This is a genomic window from Actinosynnema sp. NPDC050801, assembly GCF_040673975.1.
GTDB lineage: Bacteria > Actinomycetota > Actinomycetes > Mycobacteriales > Pseudonocardiaceae > Actinosynnema.
In genome coordinates, this window is sequence record NZ_JBFAQZ010000008.1 from 144,980 (window position 1) to 169,066 (window position 24,087).

Annotated in this window: 20 protein-coding genes; 13 read left to right on the top strand and 7 right to left on the bottom strand. The window is 73.9% G+C overall.

Annotated elements, in window-relative coordinates; all coding sequences use genetic code 11:
- Positions 1 to 61: 61 nt before the first annotated feature.
- From AB0K14_RS19950 to AB0K14_RS19960, 3 genes are read left to right on the top strand one after another with little or no spacing between them, the layout of a single operon-like run.
- Positions 62 to 205, top strand: a complete 144-nt coding sequence (locus AB0K14_RS19950; protein ID WP_360459854.1) for a hypothetical protein — start codon at positions 62 to 64, stop codon at positions 203 to 205.
- On the top strand, positions 202 to 1,755 hold the full coding sequence (locus AB0K14_RS19955; protein WP_360459852.1) for a class I adenylate-forming enzyme family protein: 1,554 nt from the start codon (positions 202 to 204) through the stop codon (positions 1,753 to 1,755). The genes AB0K14_RS19950 and AB0K14_RS19955 overlap by 4 nt, the downstream gene beginning before the upstream one ends.
- Positions 1,752 to 2,519: a methyltransferase domain-containing protein gene (locus tag AB0K14_RS19960; RefSeq protein WP_360459850.1), complete on the top strand. Its 768-nt coding sequence runs from the start codon at positions 1,752 to 1,754 to the stop codon at positions 2,517 to 2,519. The genes AB0K14_RS19955 and AB0K14_RS19960 overlap by 4 nt, the downstream gene beginning before the upstream one ends.
- Before the next feature lie 163 nt (positions 2,520 to 2,682).
- Here AB0K14_RS19960 and AB0K14_RS19965 read toward each other — a convergent pair whose 3' ends face one another.
- Positions 2,683 to 3,234: a peptidase inhibitor family I36 protein gene (locus tag AB0K14_RS19965; protein ID WP_360459849.1), complete on the bottom strand. Its 552-nt coding sequence runs from the start codon at positions 3,232 to 3,234 to the stop codon at positions 2,683 to 2,685.
- A 250-nt stretch (positions 3,235 to 3,484) separates the two neighbouring features.
- Here AB0K14_RS19965 and AB0K14_RS19970 point away from each other — a divergent pair, with 250 nt between their 5' ends.
- Positions 3,485 to 4,510, top strand: coding sequence for a winged helix-turn-helix domain-containing protein (locus AB0K14_RS19970; protein WP_360459847.1), 1,026 nt, complete (start codon positions 3,485 to 3,487; stop codon positions 4,508 to 4,510).
- A 99-nt stretch (positions 4,511 to 4,609) separates the two neighbouring features.
- Here AB0K14_RS19970 and AB0K14_RS19975 read toward each other — a convergent pair whose 3' ends face one another.
- Complete coding sequence (locus AB0K14_RS19975) at positions 4,610 to 6,361, bottom strand: PQQ-binding-like beta-propeller repeat protein (RefSeq protein WP_360459845.1); 1,752 nt, start codon at positions 6,359 to 6,361, stop codon at positions 4,610 to 4,612.
- A gap of 115 nt (positions 6,362 to 6,476) precedes the next feature.
- Between AB0K14_RS19975 and AB0K14_RS19980 the strand changes: the two genes are divergently transcribed.
- On the top strand, positions 6,477 to 7,700 hold the full coding sequence (locus AB0K14_RS19980) for an FAD-binding protein (protein WP_360459843.1): 1,224 nt from the start codon (positions 6,477 to 6,479) through the stop codon (positions 7,698 to 7,700).
- A gap of 90 nt (positions 7,701 to 7,790) precedes the next feature.
- Here the strand turns inward: AB0K14_RS19980 and AB0K14_RS19985 are convergent, their stop codons facing one another.
- Positions 7,791 to 9,593 carry a Crp/Fnr family transcriptional regulator gene (locus AB0K14_RS19985; protein WP_360459841.1) on the bottom strand — a complete coding sequence of 601 codons (1,803 nt, stop codon included), beginning with the start codon at positions 9,591 to 9,593 and terminating at the stop codon, positions 7,791 to 7,793.
- A 327-nt stretch (positions 9,594 to 9,920) separates the two neighbouring features.
- Here AB0K14_RS19985 and AB0K14_RS19990 point away from each other — a divergent pair, with 327 nt between their 5' ends.
- The 4 genes from AB0K14_RS19990 to AB0K14_RS20005 all read left to right on the top strand — a co-directional run bounded on the left by AB0K14_RS19990 (position 9,921) and on the right by AB0K14_RS20005 (position 14,397).
- On the top strand, positions 9,921 to 13,016 hold the full coding sequence (locus AB0K14_RS19990; RefSeq protein ID WP_360459839.1) for a BTAD domain-containing putative transcriptional regulator: 3,096 nt from the start codon (positions 9,921 to 9,923) through the stop codon (positions 13,014 to 13,016).
- A gap of 104 nt (positions 13,017 to 13,120) precedes the next feature.
- Entirely contained in the window at positions 13,121 to 13,552 is a 432-nt protein-coding gene (locus AB0K14_RS19995) for an SRPBCC domain-containing protein (RefSeq protein WP_360459837.1), read from the top strand.
- Complete coding sequence (locus AB0K14_RS20000; protein ID WP_360459835.1) at positions 13,542 to 13,919, top strand: metalloregulator ArsR/SmtB family transcription factor; 378 nt, start codon at positions 13,542 to 13,544, stop codon at positions 13,917 to 13,919. Before AB0K14_RS19995 ends, AB0K14_RS20000 begins: the two co-directional genes overlap by 11 nt.
- Complete coding sequence (locus AB0K14_RS20005; protein ID WP_364338442.1) at positions 13,912 to 14,397, top strand: SRPBCC domain-containing protein; 486 nt, start codon at positions 13,912 to 13,914, stop codon at positions 14,395 to 14,397. Before AB0K14_RS20000 ends, AB0K14_RS20005 begins: the two co-directional genes overlap by 8 nt.
- A gap of 200 nt (positions 14,398 to 14,597) precedes the next feature.
- Here the strand turns inward: AB0K14_RS20005 and AB0K14_RS20010 are convergent, their stop codons facing one another.
- The 4 genes from AB0K14_RS20010 to AB0K14_RS20025 form a co-directional block, all read right to left on the bottom strand.
- Entirely contained in the window at positions 14,598 to 15,431 is an 834-nt protein-coding gene (locus AB0K14_RS20010) for a hypothetical protein (RefSeq protein ID WP_360451347.1), read from the bottom strand.
- Positions 15,432 to 15,561: 130 nt separating this feature from the next.
- The gene (locus AB0K14_RS20015; protein WP_360451349.1) at positions 15,562 to 16,506 is read right to left on the bottom strand and encodes an acyltransferase domain-containing protein; all 945 of its coding nucleotides are present in this window, start codon (positions 16,504 to 16,506) and stop codon (positions 15,562 to 15,564) included.
- Positions 16,507 to 16,548: 42 nt separating this feature from the next.
- Positions 16,549 to 17,361: an ABC transporter permease gene (locus AB0K14_RS20020; protein ID WP_360451351.1), complete on the bottom strand. Its 813-nt coding sequence runs from the start codon at positions 17,359 to 17,361 to the stop codon at positions 16,549 to 16,551.
- A complete protein-coding gene (locus AB0K14_RS20025) occupies positions 17,358 to 18,302 on the bottom strand; it encodes an ATP-binding cassette domain-containing protein (RefSeq protein WP_360451354.1) in 945 nt (314 codons plus the stop codon). The genes AB0K14_RS20020 and AB0K14_RS20025 overlap by 4 nt, the downstream gene beginning before the upstream one ends.
- A gap of 360 nt (positions 18,303 to 18,662) precedes the next feature.
- Between AB0K14_RS20025 and AB0K14_RS20030 the strand changes: the two genes are divergently transcribed.
- The 4 genes from AB0K14_RS20030 to AB0K14_RS20045 all read left to right on the top strand — a co-directional run bounded on the left by AB0K14_RS20030 (position 18,663) and on the right by AB0K14_RS20045 (position 24,037).
- Positions 18,663 to 19,733 (top strand): acyl-CoA reductase, encoded by a 1,071-nt coding sequence (locus tag AB0K14_RS20030; protein WP_360451356.1) that lies wholly within the window; start codon positions 18,663 to 18,665, stop codon positions 19,731 to 19,733.
- Positions 19,730 to 21,106, top strand: coding sequence for an acyl-CoA reductase (locus AB0K14_RS20035; protein WP_360451358.1), 1,377 nt, complete (start codon positions 19,730 to 19,732; stop codon positions 21,104 to 21,106). Before AB0K14_RS20030 ends, AB0K14_RS20035 begins: the two co-directional genes overlap by 4 nt.
- A 74-nt stretch (positions 21,107 to 21,180) precedes the next feature.
- Positions 21,181 to 22,791, top strand: coding sequence for a methyltransferase (locus AB0K14_RS20040; RefSeq protein WP_360451361.1), 1,611 nt, complete (start codon positions 21,181 to 21,183; stop codon positions 22,789 to 22,791).
- A gap of 70 nt (positions 22,792 to 22,861) precedes the next feature.
- Positions 22,862 to 24,037, top strand: coding sequence for a sugar efflux transporter (locus AB0K14_RS20045; RefSeq protein WP_360451364.1), 1,176 nt, complete (start codon positions 22,862 to 22,864; stop codon positions 24,035 to 24,037).
- Positions 24,038 to 24,087: the final 50 nt, after the last annotated feature.

The following is a 24,087-nucleotide window of genomic DNA, read 5'->3' on the forward strand; positions in this document are numbered from 1 at the left end:
GACGCAATCGGCAACTTTTCCCGAATTGTGGCCGATAACGCGACGGCACATTGTGGAAGTGGTGGGGAACGGCAAGTGCCCGCACGGGCGCGAAGTCCTGGGATCGGCCGCCGCGGCGGCGTGCGGTGGCGGCACGTCGGCGTTGACGCGGGCCGCCGCCCCGATCCGCGCCGCGGCGCAGCACACCGGGAGGCGACCCGCATGAGGCCGCACGACATGGGCACGTTGTTCGACGAGGTCGCGGCGCGCGGGACGCACACCACCGTGCACCTCGACCGGCCGTTCGACATCCTGCCGACCGGGTTCGGGCCGGGTGTCGACTACACCGTGCCGCAGCTGGCCGGGTTGGTCCGCGAGGCGGCGGGCTGGCTGTACGAGCTGGGCGCCCGGCGCGGCGACCGGGTGGCGGTGGTGAAGCGCAACCACTACGACTACGACCTGCTCGCGTGCGCGGCGGTGCGGATCGGCGCGGTGCCCGCGCTGCTGTCCGGGCACCTGCCCGACGACGTGCTGGAGATCCTGCTCAAACGGCTGGACCCGGCGGTGCTGGTCACCGACCGGGTGCCGCCCGCCGGCCTGGCGCGCCGGGTGCTGGCGCTGCGCGCGGACGTGCCCGGCGCGATCACGCTGGACGACGTGCGCGGCGCACGGGTGCCCGCGCCGCGGCGCAGGCGAGACGACGACCCGCTGGTCGTCAACCACACCTCCGGCACGACCGGTGTGCCCAAGCTGGTCGTGCACACCGGTCGCACCCTGGCGCACCGGCAGGCCCGGTTCGAGGCGGTGCACCGGCCGGTGATCGGTGTGCGCCGTGACGACGTCGTGGCCAACGCCGGGTCCTACGCGCACGTCCGCACGTTCCGCTGGACGGCCCGCGTGTTCGGCCTCGCCCCGCGCCGGATCGTGCTGCTCAGCGACCCCGACCCGGCCGCCGACGTGCTCGCCCGGCACCCTCCGACGACGGTGGAAGCGCTGCCCTCGGCCTACCTGGGGTGGCGGTCGCTCGCCACGCGGCCGGACAACCCGTTCCGCGGCGTGCGGCTGTTCGTCAGCGCCTACGACGCCGTGCCCCCGCCCGTCATGCGGGCGATGCTGCACGCCTCCCGCCGCCGGCACCCGCTGTGGGTGCAGACCTGGGGGCAGACCGAGACCGGCCCGCTGACCTTCCGGTTCCTCACCCGCCGCGCGCTCGACCGCGCACCCGACGCCCGTGGTGTCGGCCGGCCCGTCCCCGGCCGCACCCGCCTGCGGGTGGTGGACCCGGTGACGTTCGCGCCCCTGCCACGCGGGCGGGCCGGGCTGGTGCTCGCGCGGACGCGGGCCCGCTGCGCCGGGTACGTCGGCGAGCAGGACCGGTGGCGGGCCAAGGTCACCGGGCCGTGGTGGAACACCGGCGACCTCGGCGTGCTGACCCGAGGCGGCTCGGTGCGGCTGCTGGACCGCGAGGTCGACGCGGTGCCGGGGCTGAGCTGCCTGCGGGCGGAGGCCCTGGTCGCGGACCGGTTGCCCGGGGTGGTGGAGTGCGTGGTGCTCGGCCCGCCGGGCCGGCCGCCGATCCCGGTGCTGGTCACGTCCGGTCCGCTGGACTCGGCGGCGTGGCGGCGCGCGGTGGCGGACCTGCCGCCGCTGGGCGACCCGCACGTGCTGGCGTGGGACGACGTGCCGCGCACCGCCACCGGCACGGTGCGCCGGCTCGACCTGCTCACCCGGCTGGTCGGCAGCGCCGAGACCCGCGGCACCGGGCGGTGGACGTGACCACCTACGTGTTCGACCGGGCGCACGTGGCGGAGCAGCACCGCTGCCTGGCCGCCGCCTACGACCCGGTGACCCTGGCCCGGCTGGCGCAGACCGGGATCCGGTCCGGCTGGCGGTGCCTGGACGTCGGCGCGGGCGGCGGCAGCGTGGCGCACTGGCTGGCCGCGCGGTGCGCCGGGGTGCTGGCCACCGACGTGCAGCCGGAACAGGTGCCGCCCGCGCCCCGGCTCACCGTGCTGCGGCACGACATCGTGTGCGACCCGCTGCCGGAGGGCGCGTTCGACCTGGTGCACGTGCGGCTGGTGCTGCGGCACCTGCCGGAGCGCGACGCCGTGCTGCGCAAGCTCGCCTCCGCCCTGAAACCGGGCGGGTGGCTGCAGGTGGACGAGTTCGACAACTCCTACAGCCCGGTGCTGCGCGCACCCGACCGGGAGGCCGCGGAGCTGTACGAGACGTTCCTGGCGGTCAAGGACAGCGTGTTCGACGCCTACGGCGTGGACGGGGCGTGGGGTCGCAAGGCGGCCGGCGCCATGGCCGAGGCCGGCCTGGTCGACATCGACCCGCGCGTGGTCGTGCACACCTGGCGGGCCGGGTCGCCGGGCGTGCGGCTGCTCGCGCACACCACGCACATGTTGCGCGACAGGCTGATCCGGGCGGGCATGAGCGACGGACAACTGGCCGCCGTGCGCGCGCTGCTCGCCGACGAGCGGTTCCTGGCCACCTCGCCGGTCGTCTACTCCGTGCACGGGCGGCGGCCCGCATGACCGCGGTGCCCTGGTGCCCGCGGTGTTGCGTCGGATGGCAGCCCCGGCGTCCACCGCGGACACCTCGTCGGTCCGCGCGGTGGTGTGGAGCGGGTCCCGGCCCGACATAGGCCGGGGGCCGGCCCGAAGGCCGACCCCCGGCACCCCCCGACCTGTGGGTCGCTCAGCAGGTGACGAAACTGGAGTAGCGGTACACGTGGTCCGCCCGATCCCGGTGGGGCGACACGTCCGAATCCGACGACCAGGCGCTCACGCAGAACAGGTACACGTCGTTCTCGTGCCCGCCGACGGTGTGGTTGTCGAAGTCGACCGCCGTGCCGGTGTTGTTGTGCACCGAAGCGGTCCGGTCGTGCCAGCCGTACGCCCCGAGGTCCTGCCACCCGGGGTCGCTCAGCTTGCCCCGGGGGTACCCGAACCCGGTGTACTCGTAGAAGCAGAACCACCCGCTGGGGCAGTCCGGTGAGCCCAGGGCACTCACCCCCGGCTCGGCGAACGTGACGACGAACCGCCCGCCGTCGTAGCTGACCTCGTTCGCCGAGACCTGGGTGCCGCCCGGCGCCACCTCCAGTTGCCGGTCGACCTGTGCCTGCAGTTCCGCGGTCGAGGCCGCCTGCCTCCCGAACAGGGTCTCGTCGCCCGTGGCGGCGGCCGGTGCCACGGCCGTCAGCACACCGAGGGCGACCGCGGTCACCACGAGTTGGATCTTTCTCAACATCGGCTGTTCCCCCTCGCCGTCGTTCCACCATGCCCCTCACGGCTCGTCGACGACGGTCGGAATCATCCGTGAACCCTTCCTCCCGGAACCAGGCCGTTGACGTCCAGCGCAATAGCCGTGGTCAGCGCATTCCCCTCGACGTGTCCGCTGAGGGCCACCGCGGAACCGGTATCCACCGCCGCCGGTGCAGGTCTTGAAGGGCACGACGCCCGGTCCGCCGGTACCGTTCGAGACAGCCTGGGGGGCTGCGATGCTGCGCATCCACTTCACCGCCGAGGACATCGCCCGGACCACCATCGCCGCGGGTGCCGACCCGTTCTGGGAAATCCTGCTGAGCAACTTCAAGCTCCACTCCAAGCACCAACCGGCCTTCGCACGCCACTGGGCGGGACGTGTCCGCCGCAATCCGCAGTGGCACAGCCACATCCGACCGGCCGTCCGACTGCTGGGCGGCCTCGCGCCCATCGGCCCGTACTTCCCCGACTTCCTCACCCCCGACGCAGGGCGCTCCGGGCTCGACGAGGGCTTCGAAGCGATCATGAGCACTCCCCGCCGACGCCTGGTCCGCGAGCTCGACCTCCTGTCCGCCCACGGACGCTCGACCGCGCCGTCGAAGCTGCGCCCCCTGATCACCGAGAGCGCCACGGCCCTCGGACACGTGGTCACGCGACTGCGCGACTACCACAGCGCCGCGATAAGCCCCTACGACGACATCGTCAAAGCCGCGGTCGACGCCGACCTGGCCCAGCGGGTCCGTGACCTGACCTCGGGCGGCGTGGAGGCCATGCTGAACGGCCTGCGCCCGCTGATGCGGTGGGAACCACCGGTCCTGCTCGTCCGCTACGACGTGTCGCACGACCTGCACCTGCACGGACGTGGTCTGCGCCTGGTCCCGTCGTTCTTCTGCGAGGACTCGCCGGTGAGCCTGGCGGACCCGGAACTGCCCCCGGTCCTGATCTACCCGATCGCCGCCGAGCACCGGTGGCCGCACGCGACCGAGGGCCGGCACCGGTCCGCCCTTCGCGACCTGCTCGGTGACAACCGCGCGAACCTGCTCGACAGCATCGGGGACGGCGCCGGCACCACGGAGCTGGCCCGGGTCCTGGGCATCTCGCCTGCCGCCGCCAGCCGCCACGCGGCCGTCCTGCGTGCCGCCGACCTCATCGCCACCAACCGGCACGGCCCGGCAGTGCTGCACACGCTCACGCCGTTGGGACACCGACTGCTGCACCACAACGGCCTCGACGGACCGGGTGGCTCGACCGCACGGTGGTGAGGAGTCGGGACCGTCGACCGCAGTGGCACGGCCGCTTCGCCGGGGCACCTCCCGGAGTTCGGCACGCGCGGCCGGGGCGGCGGGCACGGGCCGTTGCCCTCAGCCCCGCAAGCCGACGACCGGTGCCGGGGTGCCGCCGGATGCCGTGCGGGTGATCACGATGGCGCCGGGTGCGGCCACGAGGCGGAGGGTGCGGGTGGTGCGCGAGCCTGAGCCGTCCAGGCGGACCGGGGTGGAGGTGGGTGGTGAGCCGTCGAGCGGTTGCGTCACGACGGTCAGCTCGCGGCCGTTGTCCGCGCACGCGCGCAGGTAGGCGGTCCTGGTGGTGAGGTCGGCCGAGCGTTCCGGGCAGGCGTCGACCGAGAGCGGCGTGGTCGCGCCGGTGGCCGGGTCGAGCACGTGGATGGAAGTGGTCCGGTTCCCTTCCTGCTCCTCCGCCAACGGCACGACGCCCACGTCGGTGCGGACCGTCCACGGCCGTTCCGGCCTGACCAGCACCCGGCCGGTCTCGGCGTCCAGCAGGCCGTTCGGCACCGAGTCGGGCGTCACCCGCGCGCCGAACGTCTGGAACAGCACGCTCGAACCGTCCGGCGTGGCGCGCAACCGGACGTCCTGCCGCTCACCGCCCGTGTCACCGCGCGGCACCTCGTGCCGCCACCGCTCCCGACCGGTCTCCTCGTCCAGCGCCGTGACGCCCAACGTGTCCGCGCACTCCACCGGCACGAGCACCGTCGTGCGACCCCACACCACCTGCCCGAACCACGACGTGCACCCGGTGGGCGGCGACCACCGCCACCGCGGTTCGCCGGTGACGATGTCGTAGCCGGTGACGACCTCCTGGTCGCGCATCGTCAACACCCGCGAACCCGGCATGAGCTGATCGGTCTTCACCAGCACGGACCGCACCACCACCTCGAAGCGCGGCGAGCCGGTGTCCGCGTCCAGCACGACCACCAACTGCGCCGTGGTGTCGCGCAGCGATCCGAACGACACCACCACCGTCCGCCGGTCCATCGACGCCACCAGCTTGCCGACCACCGCCCCCGGCCGCGCGTACCGCCACTCCACCCGCCCGTCGGCGCCGTTCAACGCCACCACCGACCCGTCGCGCATCGCCACCGCCACCCCGTGCAACGCGGGCACGACGTCGACCACGTCCGCGGGCGGCTGCCACGCCCACTGCCGGCCACCGGGCCGTTCGGCCACGGGTTCCGGCGTGAAGTCACGGGCGTCGCGCGGTTCGGACCGGACGACCACCGCGTCGACCGCCGCCGGTGCGAAGACGGCCGCGACGGCCACCGCGACGACCACCAGGACCGCCGCGACCACACCGACCGGCCGCACCCGCCACCGTTGTCCGGCCGACGCCGATCGGGCCGGTCGCCGCACTGCCTCATCGGAACCGGACTGCGCCTCCGACCCCGCCGCGACCTGCTCGGAACCGGACTGCGCCTCCGACCCCGCCGCGACCTCCGTCGTCGACCCGGGCTGCGCCGGCCCGGCCGGTCGCGAGTGGTCTCCGGGGGTACGGGCGGGCCGGGCGGCCGATCCGACCGCACCCACCGCGACGGCGAGCGACCCCACCGCCATCACGGGTAAGTCGTCACCGGTCAGACCAGTCACCACGTCCTGCACCAGGAGCCACCACACCGCGACCGCGAGCCCCGTGCCCGACACCGCCGCGAACACCCGTGTCCGACGCCCGCCACCGACCGCCAACGCCGCCGCGAGCACCACCCCCACCGCCAGCGCGATCACCGTGGCGTCCACCTCCGGCCGGGGCACCCCACCCGACAGGAACGGACCGCACCCGACGCACAACGCACCCACCGACGCCAAGTAGCGCGACATCCCGGCACCTCCCGGCGTGGGACGGGAACGGCCGGCGATCCGTTCCCCTCCGACGTCACGACGAGCACACCTCGCCCGGGCCGGACGCGGCCCGCCATGGGGCAGAATCTGGCCGGTGAGCACCAACTGGGCAGGCAACTTCACCTTCTCCGCCACGCGGACCGCACACCCGACCTCGGTCGAGGAGGTCCGGGACGCGGTCACGTCCGCCGACTCGGCGCGCGTGGTCGGCGCAGGTCACTCGTTCAGCACGATCGCCGACACCGCCGGCACGCTGATCAGCCTGGACCGGATGCCCGAGGTGTTCGAGGTGCGCGACGGCGCGGTCCGGGTGGGCGCCGGCACGCGGTTGGCGCGGCTGGCCGAACGGCTCCACGCCGCCGGCCTCGCGCTGCCCGCCATGCCGTCGCTGCCGCACATCACGATCGTCGGCGCGTGCGCCACCGCCACCCACGGCTCCGGCAACGACATCCCGTCGCTCGCCGGCCTCGTCCGCTCGCTCGACCTGGTCGCCGCCGACGGCGAACTCGTCACCCTGAGCAGGGGAGACGCCGATTTCGACGGCGCGGTGGTGTCGTTGGGCTCGCTCGGCGTGGTGGTGGCGGTCGAGCTGGACGTCGTCCCGACCTTCGACGTCGAGCAGCGGGTCTACCAGGACATGCCCTTCGACACCCTGGTCGCGAACGTGGACGCCGTCTTCTCCAGCGCCTACAGCGTCAGCGCCTTCACCACCTGGCAGGGCGTGGCCCACGTGTTCGCCAAGCACCGCACCACCGACACCCGGCACGACCTGACCTGGACCGGGGCCAGGGCCGCCACCGAGCCGGTGCACCCCGTGCCCGGCCAGCCCACCCCGCACTGCACCACCCAGCTCGGCGTGCCCGGTCCCTGGCACGAACGGCTGCCGCACTTCCGCGCCGACTTCACCCCCAGCGTCGGCCGTGAGCTGCAGTCGGAGTACTTCGTGGCCCGCGAGCACGCGGCCGACGCGCTGCGGGCCCTGAACGACCTGGCCGCGGAGGTCCGGCCCGTGCTGCTGACCTCCGAGATCCGCACGATCGCGGCCGACACCCAGTGGCTCAGCCCGGTGCACGACCGGCCGAGCGTCGCGTTGCACTTCACCTGGCAGCCGGACGACGCGGCCGTGCGCGCCGTGCTCCGCAAGGTCGAGGCGGCGCTGGGCCCGTGGCGCCCGCGGGCGCACTGGGGCAAGGTGTTCGAGCTGGCCGACCCCGGCGAGCGCTACCCGGACTGGGCCCGGTTCGCCGCACTGCGCGGACGGTTCGACCCCGCCGGCAAATTCCGCAACCCCCTCGTCGACGGCTGGTTTACCGGATAAGCCCGCACCACGCGGCGACCGTCCGACGAATAGCGGACGGCGGCCCGCGCCGACGCCCCGCAAGGCGACCGGGACGGTCGTGGGGTGCGTTCACAGGCGCGCGAACCGCCGCAGGCCTTCCAGGTCGGGCACGACCACGTCCCGCCGCAGGTGGCTGACCACCACGCCGGCCTTGCGCAGGTCGGCGAACGCCTTCTCGGCGGTGCGCGGCTTCATCCCGGCGATCGAGGCCAGCTCCACCTTGGTCAGCGGGATGCCGAGCACCCACCCGCCGACCTCCTGCCTGCCGTGCGCGCCGACCAGTTCGGCCAGCACGCGCGCGACCCGCTCGGCGGCGGTGTGCGACAGGAAGTCGCGGCGGCGCCGGTTGGCCCACCGCAGCTGGTCGTCGATCACGCCGATCAGCTCGACGAACCCGTCGTTGCGGCGGTGCAGGAACCCGTGCAGCTCGGCGCTGGTGATCAGCTTCGCGGTGACGTCACCACAGGTCACGACCGTCGCCGAACGCGGCTTGTGGTCCAGCGCGGCCAGCTCGCCGACCAGGTCGCCCGCGACCCGCACGGTGAGCACCGCGGTGTCCCCGCTCGCGTCGTTGACCAGCACCTTCACCACGCCGTCGAGCAGCAGGAACACGTGCGTGTCGGTGGCGTCCTGGACGATGATCTCCCGGTCGGCGGCGTAGCGGACGGTCGTGCCCAGCGTCAGCAGCTCCTGCCGGCTGCTCTCCCGCAGCCGCGCCAGCAGCGTGCCCGGCGGCCACTCCGGCGTCGTCACGCTCTGCCGCACCGACGGCGTGCTCGGCTTCGTCGTGGCCAGCGACCGGCCCGCGTCGGCGAACGACGCGTAACCGCGCTCGAACGATGGGTCCGGGCCCACCCCGGACAGCAACGCCTCGCACGCCCGCCGCTGCTCGTCCAACGCGAGCACCGCCGGGTGGTCCGCGCCGAGCGCGGGCACCGCCCGCATCGAGGCGTCGCGCACGACGTCCACCAGCCGCTGCGCCTGGGCGCGGGTCCCGTCCAGGTGGGCCAGCTCCAGCTCCGCGGACGCCAGGTTCGACGTCGCGATCACCGCGTGCGGGTGGTCGGCGCCCAGGCGGGTGGCGGTGCGGTCGGCGGCCGACCGCAGGCTGGGCAGCGCGAGCCGGGCCCGTTCGGCGGACCGGCGCACCCTGGCCAGCTCGAACTCGGCGGACGCCAGGTTGGCCTGGGCCACCAGCGCCCGCGGGTGGTGCGTGCCCAGCACGTTCAGCGCCCGGTCGGTCGCGTCGCGCAGGTCGGTCAGCGACTCGGCGACCTCCTCGGCGTCACCGTGGTCGCGGGCGATCCGGAACCGCGCGCACATCAGGTTCAGCCGCAGCACGCACGTTTGCGGGTGGTTCGAGCCGAGCACCGCCGCGTTGCGCTGTAACGCCAGTTCCAGCGCGCCCGTCTCGCTCGGTTTCGCCGGCTCCACCGCCACCGCGACCGAACCGACCGCGACCGGGTCGGCCACCGGCACGGGGTCCAGGAAGTCGCCGACGACCTGCCGCAGCGTCGCGCCCCGGCCGAACGCGGCGCTCGGTGCCCTGCGCCGCACCTGGCGCGGCGCGATCATGCCCGGCTCCCGCCGACCCCGGGCCACCGAGGCCAACGCCTGCTGGTCACGCACCCGTGACGCCTCCGGGCCGGTGGGGTCCACCAGCGCCAACATGGCGATCAGCAGCGCGTCCGCGGCGTCGGCCGACCCGATCCGGGTCAGCCCGGCGGCGCAGCGCAGCAGGCGGTCCACGTCGCGGCGCGCGCTGAGCGCGTCCAGCGAGCGGGCCAGGTCCACCGCGAGGCGGCGGGCGGCCTGCCGGTCCGGCGCGGACCGGGCCAGGACTGCTTCGAGTTCGACCATTCGGCTGTTCATCCGGCACCCCAGGTGGTTGCTCGGTCTGCGGCGGCGCGCTTCCTGCGTTCGGACGCCGTCTGCCGGCGTTCGGCCGCGAGGACTCGTGCCGCCGGAGTGGAATCCTCGTCCATAGCGGCGATATCGGTTGCTCCGGGCATTCGTTAGCGCATCCCTGACATTGTTACGTTACGAATGGTCGGATGTCCGACGGATATCCGCAAAATTGCGGAAAACCGGGCAAGTTTTTTTGCCCTGCCGGACGTGCCCGGCCGGTAAGTGAGGACCGCGCGGAAATGGCCGGTGGCCAGCGCGGCCGTGCCGTGGCCCGCGTGGCACAGTGATCACATGCGGGTGGGGGTGCTGGGGCCGCTGGAGGTCACCGCGGACGGCACGGCGGTCGAGGTCGGTGGCGCCAGGGTGCGCGCGCTGCTGGTCCGGTTGGCGGTGGCCACCGGCCGGGTCGTCACTGCGGAGGAGTTGGCCGACGCGCTGTGGCCGGAGGCGAAACCGGCCGACGAGGTGGCCGCGGTGCGGTCGCTGGTGTCCCGCCTGCGCCGCGCCCTGCCCGTCGACGTGCTGCGGTCCGCGCACGGCGGCTACCGGCTGGACCTGCCCGCCGACGCCGTCGACGCGCTCCGGTTCGACCGGCTGGCCCGCGAGGCCCGGACCGCGCTGGCCGCCGGTGACCCGATGACTGCCGGGCGGCTGGCGTCGGAGGCCTTGGCGCTGTGGCGGGGACCCGCGTTGGCCGACGCGGCGGGCGCGCCGTTCGCGGTCGGCTACGTCGCCGGTCTGGACGAGACCCGGCTGGGCGTGCTGGAGGACGGCGCGGCCGCCGGTCTGGCCCGCGGCCGGGCCGGGCACCTGGTCGCCGAGCTCACCGACCTGGCCGCGCGCCACCCCTTGCGCGAACGGCTGCAGGCCCTGCTGCTGCGCGCCCTCGTCGCGGCCGGCCGCCCGGCCGAGGCCCTGGCCGCCTACGAGGACATCCGCCGCCGGTTCGCCGAGGAGCTGGGCACCGACCCCGGACCCGAACTGCGGAGCACGCACCGGGAGATCCTCCGCGCCGAGCCCGCCGAGCCACCCGACCCCGCCGACCAGCCGCGCGCCGGCAACCTGCGCACGCCGCTGACCGGCCTGATCGGCCGGTCCGCCGACGTCGAACGGGTGACCGGGCAGCTCGCGGCCCACCGGCTGGTCACCCTGGTCGGACCCGGCGGCGCGGGCAAGACCCGCCTGGCCACCACGGTCGCCGGCCGGCTGCCCGGCGGCGCGTGGCTGGTCGAGCTCGCGTCGGTGACCGACCCGGACGACGTCGCGCCCGCCGTCCTCGGCGCGCTCGGCCTGCGCGACCAGCGCCCGGTCGACCGCGCGGTGGCCCAGGCCGACCCGATGACCCGGCTGGTGGACGCGCTGTCGCGCACCGAGGCCGTGATCGTGCTGGACAACTGCGAGCACCTGGTCGACGCGGCGGCCCGGTTCGCCGACGAGCTGCTCGGCCGGTGCCGGCGCCTGCGGGTGCTGGCCACCAGCCGTGAACCGCTCGGCGTGCACGGGGAGGTGGTCAGCCCGGTGCCGCCGCTGGACGGTGACGCGGCCGTGCGGCTGCTGGCCGAACGGGCCGCGGCGGTGCGGCCCGGGTTCGCCGTGACACCGGACAACGCCGACGCCGTGGCCGAGGTGTGCCGCCGCCTGGACGGCCTGCCGCTGGCGATCGAACTGGCCGCGGCCCGGCTCCGCGCGCTGTCGGTCGACCAGCTGGCCGCCCGCCTGGACGACCGGTTCCGCCTGCTCACCGGCGGCAGCCGCACCGCCATGCCGCGCCACCGGACGTTGCGCGCCGTGGTGGCGTGGAGCTGGGACCTGCTGTCGGCGGCGGAACGGGACTTCGCCGGGCGGCTGGCCGTATTCCCGGCCGGCCTCGACCTGGAGGCCGCCGAACGGCTCGCGGGCCGCGACGCGTACGACCTGCTCGCCGCCCTGGTGGACAAGTCGCTGGTGCAGGTCCTCGACGGCCGCTACCGGATGCTGGAGACCATCCGCGAGTACTGCCTGGAACGACTGGCCGAAGGCGGCCGGGTGGCCGCCGCCAGGGCGGAGCACGCCGCGTACTTCCTCGACCTGGCCGAGACCGCCGAGCCGCACCTGCGCGGCAAGGACCAGCTGACCTGGATCGCCCGGCTGGACGCCGAGCGGGACAACCTGATCGCCGCCCTGCACTTCGCCGCCGACAACGGCGACGCCGACACCGCCGTGCGGCTGGCCGCCGCGATGAGCATGTACTGGACCATGCGCGGCAAGCGGGCCGAGTCCGTGCCGTGGCTGCGCCTGGCGCTGGCCGTGCCCGGTGGCGCCCCCGCGACCGCCAGGCAGGTCGCGTCGGCGTTCCTGCTGGTGAACGACGCGGTCACCGGCGGCTTCGGCGGCCTGGAGGACCACATCGCGCGGCTGGCCGCGCTGGCCGCCGAGTCCACCGGCGAACACCCGGTGCTCGTGCTGCTGGAACCGATGCTGGAGCTGTTCCTCGACGACGCGCAGCGGGCGTTGGCGGCGGTGGACCGGCGACTGGACGCGGCGGACCCGTGGACCCGGGCCGCGCTGTGGCTCGTGCGCGGCGCGGTGCGGGAGAACGAGGGCGACCTGCGCGGCGCACGGGACGACCTCACCACCGCCGTCGCCGGGCTGCGCGAGGTGGGCGACCGGTTCGCGTTGGCGCAGGCGTTGACCCAGGTGGCCGAGGCGCACCTGGTGTTCGGCGAGCCGGAAGCGGCCACTGCGGCGCTGGACGAGTCGATCCGGCTGCTCGCCGAGCTGGACCCCGACGACGACGCCGCGCACGAACGCATCCTGCTGGCCACCGCGCGCGTGCAGGTGGGCGAGGTGGCCCGGGCACGGGCGGACTGCCTGGCGCTGACCCGGCCGACGGCGCAACCGTGGTCCGCGCGCGGCGTCGCGTTCGCGCGGCTCGTGCTGGGCGACCTGGCCCGGTACGAGGGCGACCTGGCGGAGGCCGAGCGGCAGTACGAGGCCGCCCTGACGTCGATCGTCGACGAGCCGCTGGTGGTGCCCCAGTTCCACGCGCGGATCATGACCTCGCACGCGCACCTCGCGGTCGAGCGGGGCGACCGGCAGGAGGCCGCGGACACGATCGGCGCGGCCGTCGAGCACGCCATGTCGGCCAAGGACATGCCCGTGCTGGCCGCGGTGGCGGTCGCCGAGGCGGCGCTGCACACCCACCACGGCAACCCGACCCACGCGGCCAAGGTGCTGGGCGCGGCCGAACAACTGCGCGGCGCGCCCGACGCCCGCAACCCGGAGGTCGCCCGCCTCGCCGCCCGCCTGCGCGCCGACGTGGGCGACGCCGCCTACGACCTCGCGTACGCCACCGGCGTGGCCCTCGACCGCGCCGACGCCATCGCGCTGGTCCGCGCCGGCTCCTAGCCACCGCGACGACCGTCTTGTCCCGCCGCCGCCCGCGCGGTTGACGCAACCGATCGGTTTCCCTAGAGTTGCAACTGAACGGTTGCTACTCGTTGGAGGCTGACATGGGTTTTCCGGACCGCATCGAGCGGACCGTGGAGTTCGCCCAACCACCGGACCAGGTGTGGGCGGCGCTCACCACGGCCGAGGGTCTGGGCACCTGGTTCGGCCAGGAGGCGACGATCGACCTGCGCCCGGGTGGGTCCGCCAGGCTCAGCTGGTCCGACGGGCAGACGACCGAGCTGCGCGTGGAGCGGGTGGAGGAGCCGACCGTGTTCGCCTACACGTGGCGCCTGTTCGAGATGCCCGAGGACGACCCCCGCCGCACCTACGTCGAGTTCACGCTCGAACCGCTCGGCGAGGGCACCCGCCTGAAGGTCGTCGAGACCGGGTTCGCCCAACTCCCCGACGACCTGCGCCAGAAGGCCTACGACGCCCACAGCGTGGGGTGGACGAACGAGCTGGGTGAGCTGGTCGACTACGTCGATGCCGCCTGACGTCGAGGCCGTCGCCGAACAGGTCTTCACCGCCCTGGCCGACCCGACCCGCCGCGCGATCCTGGCCGCGCTGGCGGCCGGGGGTCCGGCCACGGCCACCGACCTGGCCGATCGGCTGCCCATCACCCGGCAGGCGATCGCGAAGCACCTCGCCCTGCTCGCCGACACCGGCCTGGTGACGGCCGAGCCGGGGGAGCGGCGCCGGGTGCGGTTCCGGCTGCGCTCGGCACCCATGCAGGTCGCCCAGCAGTACCTCGCCGCGCTGGCCCGCGACTGGGACGGCCCGCTCAGCGCGTTGAAGGAGCACCTCGACCGCAGCGCACCCGCTGCGGACCCACCCGACCGAACACGGGGACACCATGGCTGAGCACGGATTCACCACCACCTTCACGGTGGAGCAGACCGCGGCGGAGGTCTACGACGCCGTCACCGACGTCCGGAGCTGGTGGTCGGAGGACGTCGAGGGCACCACCGACCGGCCGGGCGCCGAGTTCGACTACCACTACCAGGACCTGCACCGCACCCGGATCCGGGTGACCGAGGCCGTGCCCGGTCGCAAGGTGTCCTGGCTCGTGCTGGAGAACCACTTCAGCTTCGTGCAGGACCAGTCCGAGTGGGAGGGCACCACGGTCACGTTCGACATCACCGAGCGCGACGGCCGGACCGAGCTCCGCTTCACCCACCACGGCCTGGTCCCCGACTTCGAGTGCTTCGACGTCTGCGCCAACGCCTGGGGCTTCTACGTCGACTCCAGCCTGCGCGGCCGGATCACCACCGGCGAGGGCACGCCCAACAGCGGCGACCGCAACGGCGTCCCCGCGCCGGCAGCGGCGGTGACCCGGTGAACGCGGGCCGCTGGTCCACCGCGAAGGCGGCCACGGGCACCGCCTCCCCGACCCACGACCCCGGGCCGTCGACGAACCGCGGCCGCCCGGACTGACCGACCTGGCCCACGGCGACGCCGCGTCGGTCCGACCGACCTCGCCGGACCGACGCGGCGGCACGGCCCGGGCGGATCGCCCGGGCCGTGCCGCCGGCAAAGCCGCTACCTCGCGTCCACCGCCACCAGGCGCATGCCGTGCTCCAGGCAGTAGGCCCGCATGTTCGCCACCGCCGTCGCGTTCGGCAGGTACAGCTCCGTCGACTGGCTGAACGAGCCGCCCCGGTACCGCCACACGGCCATGATGTAGTCGTCGTGCGGGTGGGTCTTGAGGATCCGCAGCTCGTAGCCGGCCTGCTTGTGAGCCCGGTTGAGCCGGTCGAACGCGCTGTCGTTGTTCTCGTCGACCCCGGTACCCATCACGCCCGAGCTCCACAGCTGCCCGCCGGTGCCCTGGTCGCCGCGCCACACCCCGGTGATGTTGTCGTCCGCGGTGATGATCACGTCGACCAGCCGGAGCCCTTGGTCGAAGTACACCTGGTCCTGGTTCTTGAAGTCGGTCCAGGACGGGATGCCCGACCGCCAGTGCTGCGCGGCGGAACCGGGCCGCCAGACCGCGGCCCAGTCGCCGCCGTCGTTGTCCACGTCGACCAGGCGCAGGCCCTGGGCGAAGTACTGCGTGTCGAGGGCCTTGAACCTGTCCAGGGACATGTTCCAGTGCACCCGCTGGGTGCCCGAACCCGGGTGCCACGCCGCGGTGACGTCGTTGCCCTCGATGTCGAGCTGGGTGATGCGCAGGCCGTCGGCGAAGTACTCCTCGTCCTTGGCCGCGAACGAGGACCACGACATGTTCATCCAGAACTTCTCGGTCAGGTTCGACGACGAGGAGCAGGAGGCGAAGACCCCACCGTGAGGGCTCGCGCTCGCCTGGGTGGATCCGGCGACGGTGGCCGCGGCGATCATCCCCACCGCGATCAGCATCCGTCCGATACCGCGCATTGACATTGTCGGAAACTCCTTCTGGGAATGGTGCCCGTGTGACCGTTCCCAGGTTCTGCGCGCGCGGTTGTCGAGCGGTTGTGGTGCGGTTGTGGCCACGCCGGCCGCCGGATCCGCGCAGGTCGTGCGGCTAGATCGGGAAGCGGCCGGTGCGCCAGTACCAGTGCCGGCCGGCCTTCAGGTGGTCGACGATCGCGCGCTGGAGCACGGTGCGGCGCGGCAGCCGGTCCAGCGGCGTGCTCAGGGTGCGGAACACGAACCGCAGCACCTCGACGTCCGCGTCCAGCCCTTCCGGCTCCTGGTAGGGCTCCAGCTCGAACCTCCGCTGGAAGCGGGCGATGTTGGAGTCCTCGGGCAGGTACTCCAGCAACTGCGGGTCCAGCAGCCACGAGCCGCAGGAGAACGCCGTGTGGTGCTCGTCGGGGAAGTGGCGCGGGAAGAACGCGCGGGCCTCGTCGAGCGACGCCGCGACCGACTCCGGGGTCATCGGCCCGGAATCGGGGATGTGCAGGCTGATGGCGGTGCTGCCGCGCTGGTACTGCAGCCGGCCCAGCTCGTAGACGCCGCCGCGCGCGTGCAGCGTCAGCCAGCTCTGCATGACCGGCCAGCCCTCGCCGCGCATCCGCCGGTCGACCCCGAGGTTGCGGCCCAGGTCCGCGAGGGTCGCCCACGACACGGCGTCGCTGATCCCGTGGTCGCGGTGGTACGCCCTGACGACGTCGACCAGCGCCAGGTACGCGTACACGTAGAGGTGCCGCCAGGCGGGGCCGCGCTCGCGCGGCAGCTCCGGACCCGGCGCCAGCCAGCCGTGGCCCCCGAGGTCGGCCCGGACCAGGGCGGTCGAGCGGTCGAGCAGCCAGCGCAGCTCCGGGGTCCACAGTGGAGAGCCGGGGTCCGGCCAGCCGGCCATGATCTCGGCGGCGTCGTCCGGCGGCACCGCGAGCCGGTCGAGGAGCGCGGGCGCGTCGGCCTTGGCGGGCAGCGGGGCCGACGGCCGGTCGCCGGCGAGCCGCCGCACGCGGTCGACGTCCTCGACGGACACTCCGAGACGGGCGGCGATGTCGTGCGGATCCACGTGGACGACCCTACCTCCGACACCCGCCGTCGGACCCCGCGGTCAGGCGCGCCGGCGGTAGGCCCGCACGGCCAGCGGCGCGAACACCGCCACGAACAACGCCGACCACGCCAACGCCCACGCCGCCGACGCCGCCACCGGACCGCCCACCATCAGGCCGCGTGACGCGTCCATCACGTGCGTCACCGGGTTCACCTCGACCCACGACCGCAGCCACCCCGGCAACGTCTCCGCCGGCGCGATCATGCTGGTCCCGAACGTCAACGGGAACAGGACCAGGAACCCGACGCCCTGCACCGCGCCCGGCTGCCGCACCACCATCCCCACGAGCACGAACGCCCAGCTCAACGAGAACGCGAACAGGATCGCCAGCAGGCACGCCGCCAGCGCGGGCAGCACGCCGGTCTCCACCCGGAACCCCATCAGCGAGCCGAACACCAGCAGCGACACCACCGCCACCACGTACCGGATCAGGTCACCGAGCACCGACCCGATCAACGGCGCGGACCGGCCGATCGGCAGGCTCCGGAACCGGTCGAACACGCCCTTGCCGATGTCGGCGTTCAGGTTCACCCCGGTCGCCATCCCGCCGAACACCGTCGTCTGCACCATGATCGCGGGCAGCAGCGTCTGCAGGTAGTCGTGCGTCGACCCGGACACCGCGCCACCGAGCAGGTACACGAACAGCACCACGAAGATCACCGGCTGCAGCGTCACGTCCAGCAGCTGCTCCGGCGACCGCATCGTCTTGATCAGGCTGCGCCGGGCCAGCGCGAGGCTGTGCCGCGCCAACGCGAACGGCCGCCGCGCGGCCTCCCGGTCGACCACCGCCGGTCGTGCCGCCAACGCCGTCATGCCGCCACCTCCGTGTGCTTGCCGGTCAACGCGAAGAACACCTCGTCCAGGCTCGGCAGCCGCAACGACAGCTCCGTCACCGCGATCCCACGCCGGTCCAGCCGCCGCACCACCTCCGTGAACGCCGCGTCACCGTCCACCGGCACGGTCACCACACCCCGCCCGGTCGACTCCGGCTGGTGCCCGGACACCTCGGCCAGCACCGCGGCGGCCTCCGCCAGCCGTCCCGGGTCCGCCGGCCGCACCAGCACGGTCTGCCCGCCGACGATCCGCTTGAGCTCCGCGGGCGTGCCGTGCGCGATCACCCGGCCGTGGTCGACGACCGAGATCTCGTCGGCCAACGCGTCGGCCTCCTCCAGGTACTGCGTGGTCAGCAGCACGGTCGCGCCGTCGGCGACCAGCGCGCGCACCACGTGCCAGATGTCGTCCCGCTTGGCCGGGTCCAGCCCGGTGGTCGGCTCGTCCAGGTAGATCACGTCCGGCCGGCCGACCAGGCTCGCGGCCAGGTCGAGCCGCCGGCGCATGCCACCGGAGTAGGTCTTGACCTGCCGCCCGCCCGCCTCGGTGAGCTCGAAGTCGCGCAGCAGTTCGGCGGCCCGCGCCTTGGCCCGCGTGCCGCGCAGGTTGAGCAACCGCCCGATCAGCACGAGGTTCTGCAGGCCGGTCAGGTCCTCGTCCACCGAGGCGTACTGCCCGGTCAGGCCGATCATCCGGCGCACCCGCGGCGCGTCCGCCACCACGTCCAGCCCGCCGACGGTGGCGCGACCGGCGTCCGGCCGCAGCAGCGTGGCCAGGATGCGCACCGCGGTCGTCTTGCCCGCGCCGTTCGGCCCCAGCACCCCCAGCACCGTGCCCGTGCGGGCGGCGAGGTCGACGCCCGCCAGCGCGGTCGTCCGGCCGTACCGCTTGACCAGGCCCTCCGCCTGGAACGCGTACTCCATGTCGGTCCCCTTCCTGTTCGTTCCGGGGGAGACGGTCCGGGGTGGGCATGTCATCGGGCGTGCAGGCACGTGTCAGTGCGCGTGTCAAGCCCCTGTCGACCCCCTGGGGTGCCGTTCACCGACGTTCGCAGGCGTTCCGGGTCGTTCCGCGGTCGGCCGTCCGCACCACCAGGACCGTTCAGCGTTCCGCTTCCCGTAGCGGAACGCGGACATTCGGTCCTACCTGCGCCGTTGCTCGGTCATCCTGGTTCCCTCGACAACCCCCGGTTAGCGGTGCCCCGTTCCGGGGACGGACCTTGTCGGACGCGTCCACCGCTGCTGACCTGTCCGAGTTGACCTTCACCGCAGGAGGAAACCTCGATGACCGTTGCCCACGACGATCCCCACGTCGCGCGGCTCTTCGAACGCATGGCAGGTCTCGTCTGCGATGGCGTCGGCGATCCCGACGACCTGCACGAGCAGCTGGTCGAACTGGCCATGGCGAACTCCCCGGACGTCGCCCGCTACTGGAAGCAGGTGGGGGTGGGCGTCGGCGTCCCGGACACCGCCTACAAGGACGGTGGTCCGCACCTGTTCCCGGACGCGCCACCGGTCCGCGTGTTCCGCACCAGCGGCACCACCGGCAGCGTCCGGGGCACCGTGCGCTACTCCAAGCTCGGGCTTGAGCTGAAGGGCCTGGCCATCGAGGCCAACGCCCGGCGCCACCTGCGGCCGGACGACGGCGTGCGGCCCGTGGTCCTGGCGTTCGTGCCGTCGCAGGAGGCCGCGCCGGAGATGGCGATCGCGTTCGACATGGTGCGGATCGCCGAGTCGTGCGGCGACCCCCGGCTCAGCACGGCCGTCATCGGCGCGCACGGGGTGGACTTCGACCTGCTGGGCAGGCACCTGGACGCCGCCGTCGCCGAGGGCCTGCCGGTGGTGCTCATCGGCGGGACCTTCGCGTTCGTCAACGTCTGCGACGCGTTGGAGGCGCAGGGCAAGCGCTGGGAACTGCCGCCCGGCTCGCAGATGTGGGACGGCGGCGGCTTCAAGGGCCGCTCGCGGGTCATGCCCGTGGACGAGCTGCACGACGCCGTGCGCCGGGTGTTCGGCATCGAGCGGCACGGCAACATCTTCGGCATGACGGAGCTGGCCAACCAGCTCTTCGACGCCGCCGACACCCCCGTGGGCCCGCTCGGCGAACGACCCAAGGGCAGCCACCCCGCCGGCGGGCCCAAGGTCCGCGATCCGCGCACCCGCGAGCACCTGACCGAGGGCCACGGCCTGCTGGAGATCACCGACCTGTCCCTGCTGGACCGGCCGCACGTGCTGCTCACCGGCGACCTCGGCATCGCCGGGCCGCACGGCGTGGCGATCGCGGGCCGGATCGCGGGCAGCACCAGCCGCGGCTGCTCGCTGACGTTGGACGAGATGACGGGAGGCGCCGCATGACCGTGTCGTGGACGCCCGGGTGGCTGACGGGCGACGGCGTGCCGTTCACCCTCGCCGCCGGCCCGCACGAGTGGCGCGGCGTGCGGCCCGCCGACTGGGCCGCGGTCGGCGAAGGGCTGCGGAACGCGCACGAAGACCTCCGCCGGCTGCCCGTGCGGCGGATCGTGGAGGCCCTCGACGCGGTCGTGGACCTGTGGGCCAAGCGGGACTTCACCGCACGCCGCGCCGCGGTGCGCAACGCGTCGCTGGTCACCGGCATGTCCGAGGAGACGATCGACCGCGCGCTCGACGCCGAGCTGGGCAACCTGCACGCCGAGCAGCTGCTGGCCGCGTTGACCCGCGAGCTGGGCGACCCGGAGGTGCTGGACGGCTTCCGCGGCGGCACGACCGCGGTGGGGCCGCGGACCGTGCTGGCGGTGTTCTCCGGCAACGTGCCCGGCCTGCCCGCGCGTTCGCTGGTGCGGGCGCTGCTGGTGAAGGCGAGCGTGATCGCCAAGATCCCGGCCAGGGAACCGCACTTCACCGCCGCGTTCCTGCGGACCCTGCACGACGTGGAGCCGGTGCTCGCCGACGCGGTCGTGGCCACCTACTGGGACCGCGGCGACGAGGGGACGTTGACGGCCGCGCTGGGCCAGGCCGACGCGGTGATCGCCTACGGCGGCGACCAGGCGTGCGCCGCGATCCGCGCGAAGGTCGGGCCGCACCAGCTCTACGAGGAGCACGCGCACAAGCTGTCGTTCGGCATCGTGAGCGCCGAGTACGCGGCCGAGCACGGCGCGGCCGAGGTGGCCAGGCGGATCGCCGCCGACTGCAGCGACTTCGACCAGCACGCGTGCCTCTCTCCGCAGGTCTACCTGGTGCAGGCCGACCACGCCCGCGCGGTCGCCGAACACCTGGCCGTGGCGATGCGCCGCGAGGCGCGCGACAGCCCACCCGGGACGATCGACGTGCACGACGCCACGGCGTTGCAGCACCGCAGGCTGATCGCCGAGTGGCGGGCGGCCACGTCGGACGCGGGCGGGGTGTGGGCGCCCGACGGTCTGGAGTGGACGGTCGTGCTGGACGACGTGCTGATGCCGCTCAGCGGCGCGGGCAACCGGGTCGCGCGGATCGTGTCGGTGCCGGACGTGGCCGCGGCGGTCGACGCCGTGCGCCCGTTCGCCGCGCACCTGCAGAACGTGGGGCTCGGCGCGGTCGGCGAGCAGTTCCGGCGGACCGCGCGCGAACTCGCCGTCCTGGGCGCGAGCCGGATCTGCGCCCCCGGCGCGATGGCCAAGCCGTCGATGGTGTGGCGGCACGACGGGCAGCCGCGCATCGCGGGCCTGGTGCGGTGGTGCGACATCGAACTCCACCCGGAGCTCGACAGACCGTAGCCCCGGCCACGGGGCCCCAGTCCGCCGTGCCCCGCCCGCGTGCGGGGCAGGGCCATCCCTTGGGAGTATCAGCGATGTCCGTGACGGTTGGCGGCGCGCCCGGCGCGTTGGGGGAGAAGGACCTCCGCCGGTTGGCGGAGGCGGTGCGTTTCGTCCGGGACGGCAACGCCGGTGACGCGTTGGCGGCCGTGCTGGGCGGTGAGGCACCGACGCCGGTCCTGCGCCACCTGGAGTTGGCGCACGCGGCGGTGCTGGTCGCCGCCGAACAGCCGTCGGACGTCCACGGGGTGCTGGCCGACCTGGGCGTCGACGCGCGCGACCCGGTCCCGAACGTGGTGGCACGTGACCGGCTCCGCGGCCGGACCGGGCAGGAGCTCGACGTGTGGGACGTGCGCGGCACCGTCGCCGGCGGCCCGCGTGAGCTGCGGTTGTCCGTGGTGTGCGGTGGGTCGGCGATGTCGCACGACGACCGGCAGGCCGAGTCGCACGTGGCCTTCCACGTCACCGATGACGACGTGGTGCTGCGCGGTGTGTGCGGGACGTTGCTCGACGCCGGCCTCACCGCCGACGGCGGCGGCTACCACGAGGGCGCGACGGTGCTGCGCTTCCGCGGCGCGACCCCCACACGCGTGCAGTTGCGGGTGCCCGGCCACCACGCCGCCCCGGTGGCACGCCACGTCGGCCGGCCGGACCAGCCGCGGCGCTCGATGCTCGACCTGATGACCGGCGCGTGGCGCACCCGTGCCGTGGCGGCGGCCGCCGAGCTGGGCGTGGCCGACCTGCTCGCCGACGGTCCGCTCGGCACCGCCGAACTGGCCGAGCGCACCGGCACCAAGGCCGACAAGCTGCGCCGCGTGCTGGCCTTCCTGGCCGCCCTCGGCGTGCTCCGCCGCGACGGCGAGCGGTGGTCGTTGACGGAGGTCGGTACGTTGCTGCGCGGCGACGTGCCCGGGTCGCAGCGGGACCTGGCCCGCATCTACGGCGGGCTGTTCTACCGGTCGTTCAGCGGGCTGGAGCACGCCGTGCGCACCGGTGAGAGCGGGTTCAGCCACGTCTACGGCGCCCAGCCGTTCGAGCACTTCGCCGCGCACCCGGCCGACGCGCGGCTGTTCGAGGGCGCGATGGCGGCGGGCACGACCTTCCTCGAACTGGTGCCCGACCTGCTGGACCTGCCCGCCAACGGCACGGTGGTCGACGTGGGCGGCGGCGACGGGCGCCTGCTCGACCTGGTGCTGAGCGCCGGGCCCGACCTGCGCGGCGTGCTGTTCGACCGGCCGCACGTGGCCGGCGCGGCGGTCGACGTGCTGGCACCGCACGGCGGGCGGGCCGCGGTCGTCGCGGGCGACTTCTTCCACGACCCCGTGCCGCGGGGCGGCGACCTCTACCTGCTGTCGCGGATCATGCACGACTGGGACGACGAGCGGTGCTCGGTGATCCTGGGCAACGTGCGCGCGGCGATGGCCGAGGGCGCGGTGCTGGCCGTGGTGGAGCGGCCGATCCGGGACGACCCGCGCACGCTGCTGCCGCTGGCGTTCAACGTGCACATGATGGTCAACACCGTGCAGGGCGGCGAGCGGACCACCGAGGACCACCGGCGGTTGCTGGCGGCCAACGGTTTCGAGCTGGAGGACGTCCGCGAGCTGCCGCTGGACATGGCCGTGCTGGTCGCGCGCGCCACGGTGTGAGCGCTCTCACGAGTCCGGATGCTGGAAATCGGCTTTCTCGTCACCCGAATGGACGACGAGGATCGCCGGTGTGCCCGATCTGAGCGAACGTCCTGCCCCGTCCCGGACGCGGTCTTTCGTCCCGCTGCTGTCGGTGAGCCTGCTGACCGGTGTCGGGTACGCGTTGGCGGGCCCGTTCCTGTCGCTGTTCCTGATCAAGGAGGTCGGCGCCGGCCCGGTCGCGGTCGGAGCGTTCCTGCTGGTCAGCGCGTTGGCTTCGATGCTGGTGAGCACGGTGATCGGGCGGTTCTCCGACTCGCGGGCGATCCGCCGCGCGCTGCTGGCGATCGCGGGCGCGTCGGGTGCGCTGTCGTGGGCGCTGTTCGCCGTGTTCCGCGAGTACTGGCTCCTGCTGGTGGTGTCGATCACGTTGTTCGCCGTCGCGTCCTCGCAGATACCGCAGATGTACGCCTACGCGCGGCAGCTGCTGGAACGCAGCGGCTCGGCCCGGGCGCCGCTGGCGATGAGCGGCCTGCGCACGACGATGTCGATCGCGTGGGTCGGCGGTCCGCCGCTGGGCGCCCTGCTGCTCGCCGGTGGCGGGTTCACCGGTCTGTTCGGCGTCAGCGCGGCGGTGTACGCGCTGGGCGTCGTGGTGATCCTGGTGTGGTTGCCGCGGCTGGGCCCGGTCGCGGAGCCGACCGGCGAGGTGGCGCGGCAGTCCGGGTTGCGGCGGGAGGTCGTGCTCGCGGCCCTGGGGTTCGTGCTGCTGCAGTGCGCGACGTCGGTCGGCGTGGTGGCGATGCCGTTGTTCGTCACCGAGGACCTGGGCGGCACGACCCGGGACGCCGGCCTGGTGCTGGGGTTGTGCGCGGCCCTGGAGATCCCGCTGATGCTCGGGTTCGGCGCGTTGGCGGTCCGGATCAACCTCCGGGTGCTGGTGCTGGCGGGCGGCGCGGTCGCGCCGGTGTACTACGTGATCATGCTCGGCACCCAGGCCACGTGGCAGGTGATGGCCGCCCAGGTGCTGCACGCGGTGGTGATCTCGGCGGTGATGGGCCTCGGCATCTCGTACTTCCAGGACCTCGCGCCCGACCGCCCGGGGTACGCCAGCACGCTCTTCAGCAACACCTACAAGACCAGCGCGATGCTCGCCGGACCGCTGCTGGGTCTGGCGCAGCACCTCGGCTACCGCACCGCGTACGGCATGGGCCTGGTCATGTCGTTGCTCGGGCTGGCCCTCCTGCTGGCTGCACGCCGTAAGTGATCCGACCGTCCGGTTTGCGCTCTTCGAGCGGTTCTCCGCGAAATTCGGGT

Bases quoted from the DNA above. Each gene is read 5' to 3' on its own strand.
- AB0K14_RS20035 (WP_360451358.1), top strand. From the start codon at position 19,730: ATGACCGTGTCGTGGACGCCCGGGTGGCTGACGGGCGACGGCGTGCCG.
- AB0K14_RS20020 (WP_360451351.1), bottom strand. From the start codon at position 17,361: ATGACGGCGTTGGCGGCACGACCGGCGGTGGTCGACCGGGAGGCCGCG.
- AB0K14_RS19955 (WP_360459852.1), top strand. From the start codon at position 202: ATGAGGCCGCACGACATGGGCACGTTGTTCGACGAGGTCGCGGCGCGC.
- AB0K14_RS19990 (WP_360459839.1), top strand. From the start codon at position 9,921: ATGCGGGTGGGGGTGCTGGGGCCGCTGGAGGTCACCGCGGACGGCACG.
- AB0K14_RS20010 (WP_360451347.1), bottom strand. From the start codon at position 15,431: ATGCGCGGTATCGGACGGATGCTGATCGCGGTGGGGATGATCGCCGCG.
- AB0K14_RS19970 (WP_360459847.1), top strand. From the start codon at position 3,485: ATGCTGCGCATCCACTTCACCGCCGAGGACATCGCCCGGACCACCATC.
- AB0K14_RS20005 (WP_364338442.1), top strand. From the start codon at position 13,912: ATGGCTGAGCACGGATTCACCACCACCTTCACGGTGGAGCAGACCGCG.
- AB0K14_RS20000 (WP_360459835.1), top strand. From the start codon at position 13,542: ATGCCGCCTGACGTCGAGGCCGTCGCCGAACAGGTCTTCACCGCCCTG.
- AB0K14_RS19975 (WP_360459845.1), bottom strand. From the start codon at position 6,361: ATGTCGCGCTACTTGGCGTCGGTGGGTGCGTTGTGCGTCGGGTGCGGT.
- AB0K14_RS19965 (WP_360459849.1), bottom strand. From the start codon at position 3,234: ATGTTGAGAAAGATCCAACTCGTGGTGACCGCGGTCGCCCTCGGTGTG.
- AB0K14_RS20030 (WP_360451356.1), top strand. From the start codon at position 18,663: ATGACCGTTGCCCACGACGATCCCCACGTCGCGCGGCTCTTCGAACGC.
- AB0K14_RS19995 (WP_360459837.1), top strand. From the start codon at position 13,121: ATGGGTTTTCCGGACCGCATCGAGCGGACCGTGGAGTTCGCCCAACCA.
- AB0K14_RS19985 (WP_360459841.1), bottom strand. From the start codon at position 9,593: ATGAACAGCCGAATGGTCGAACTCGAAGCAGTCCTGGCCCGGTCCGCG.
- AB0K14_RS20040 (WP_360451361.1), top strand. From the start codon at position 21,181: ATGTCCGTGACGGTTGGCGGCGCGCCCGGCGCGTTGGGGGAGAAGGAC.
- AB0K14_RS20025 (WP_360451354.1), bottom strand. From the start codon at position 18,302: ATGGAGTACGCGTTCCAGGCGGAGGGCCTGGTCAAGCGGTACGGCCGG.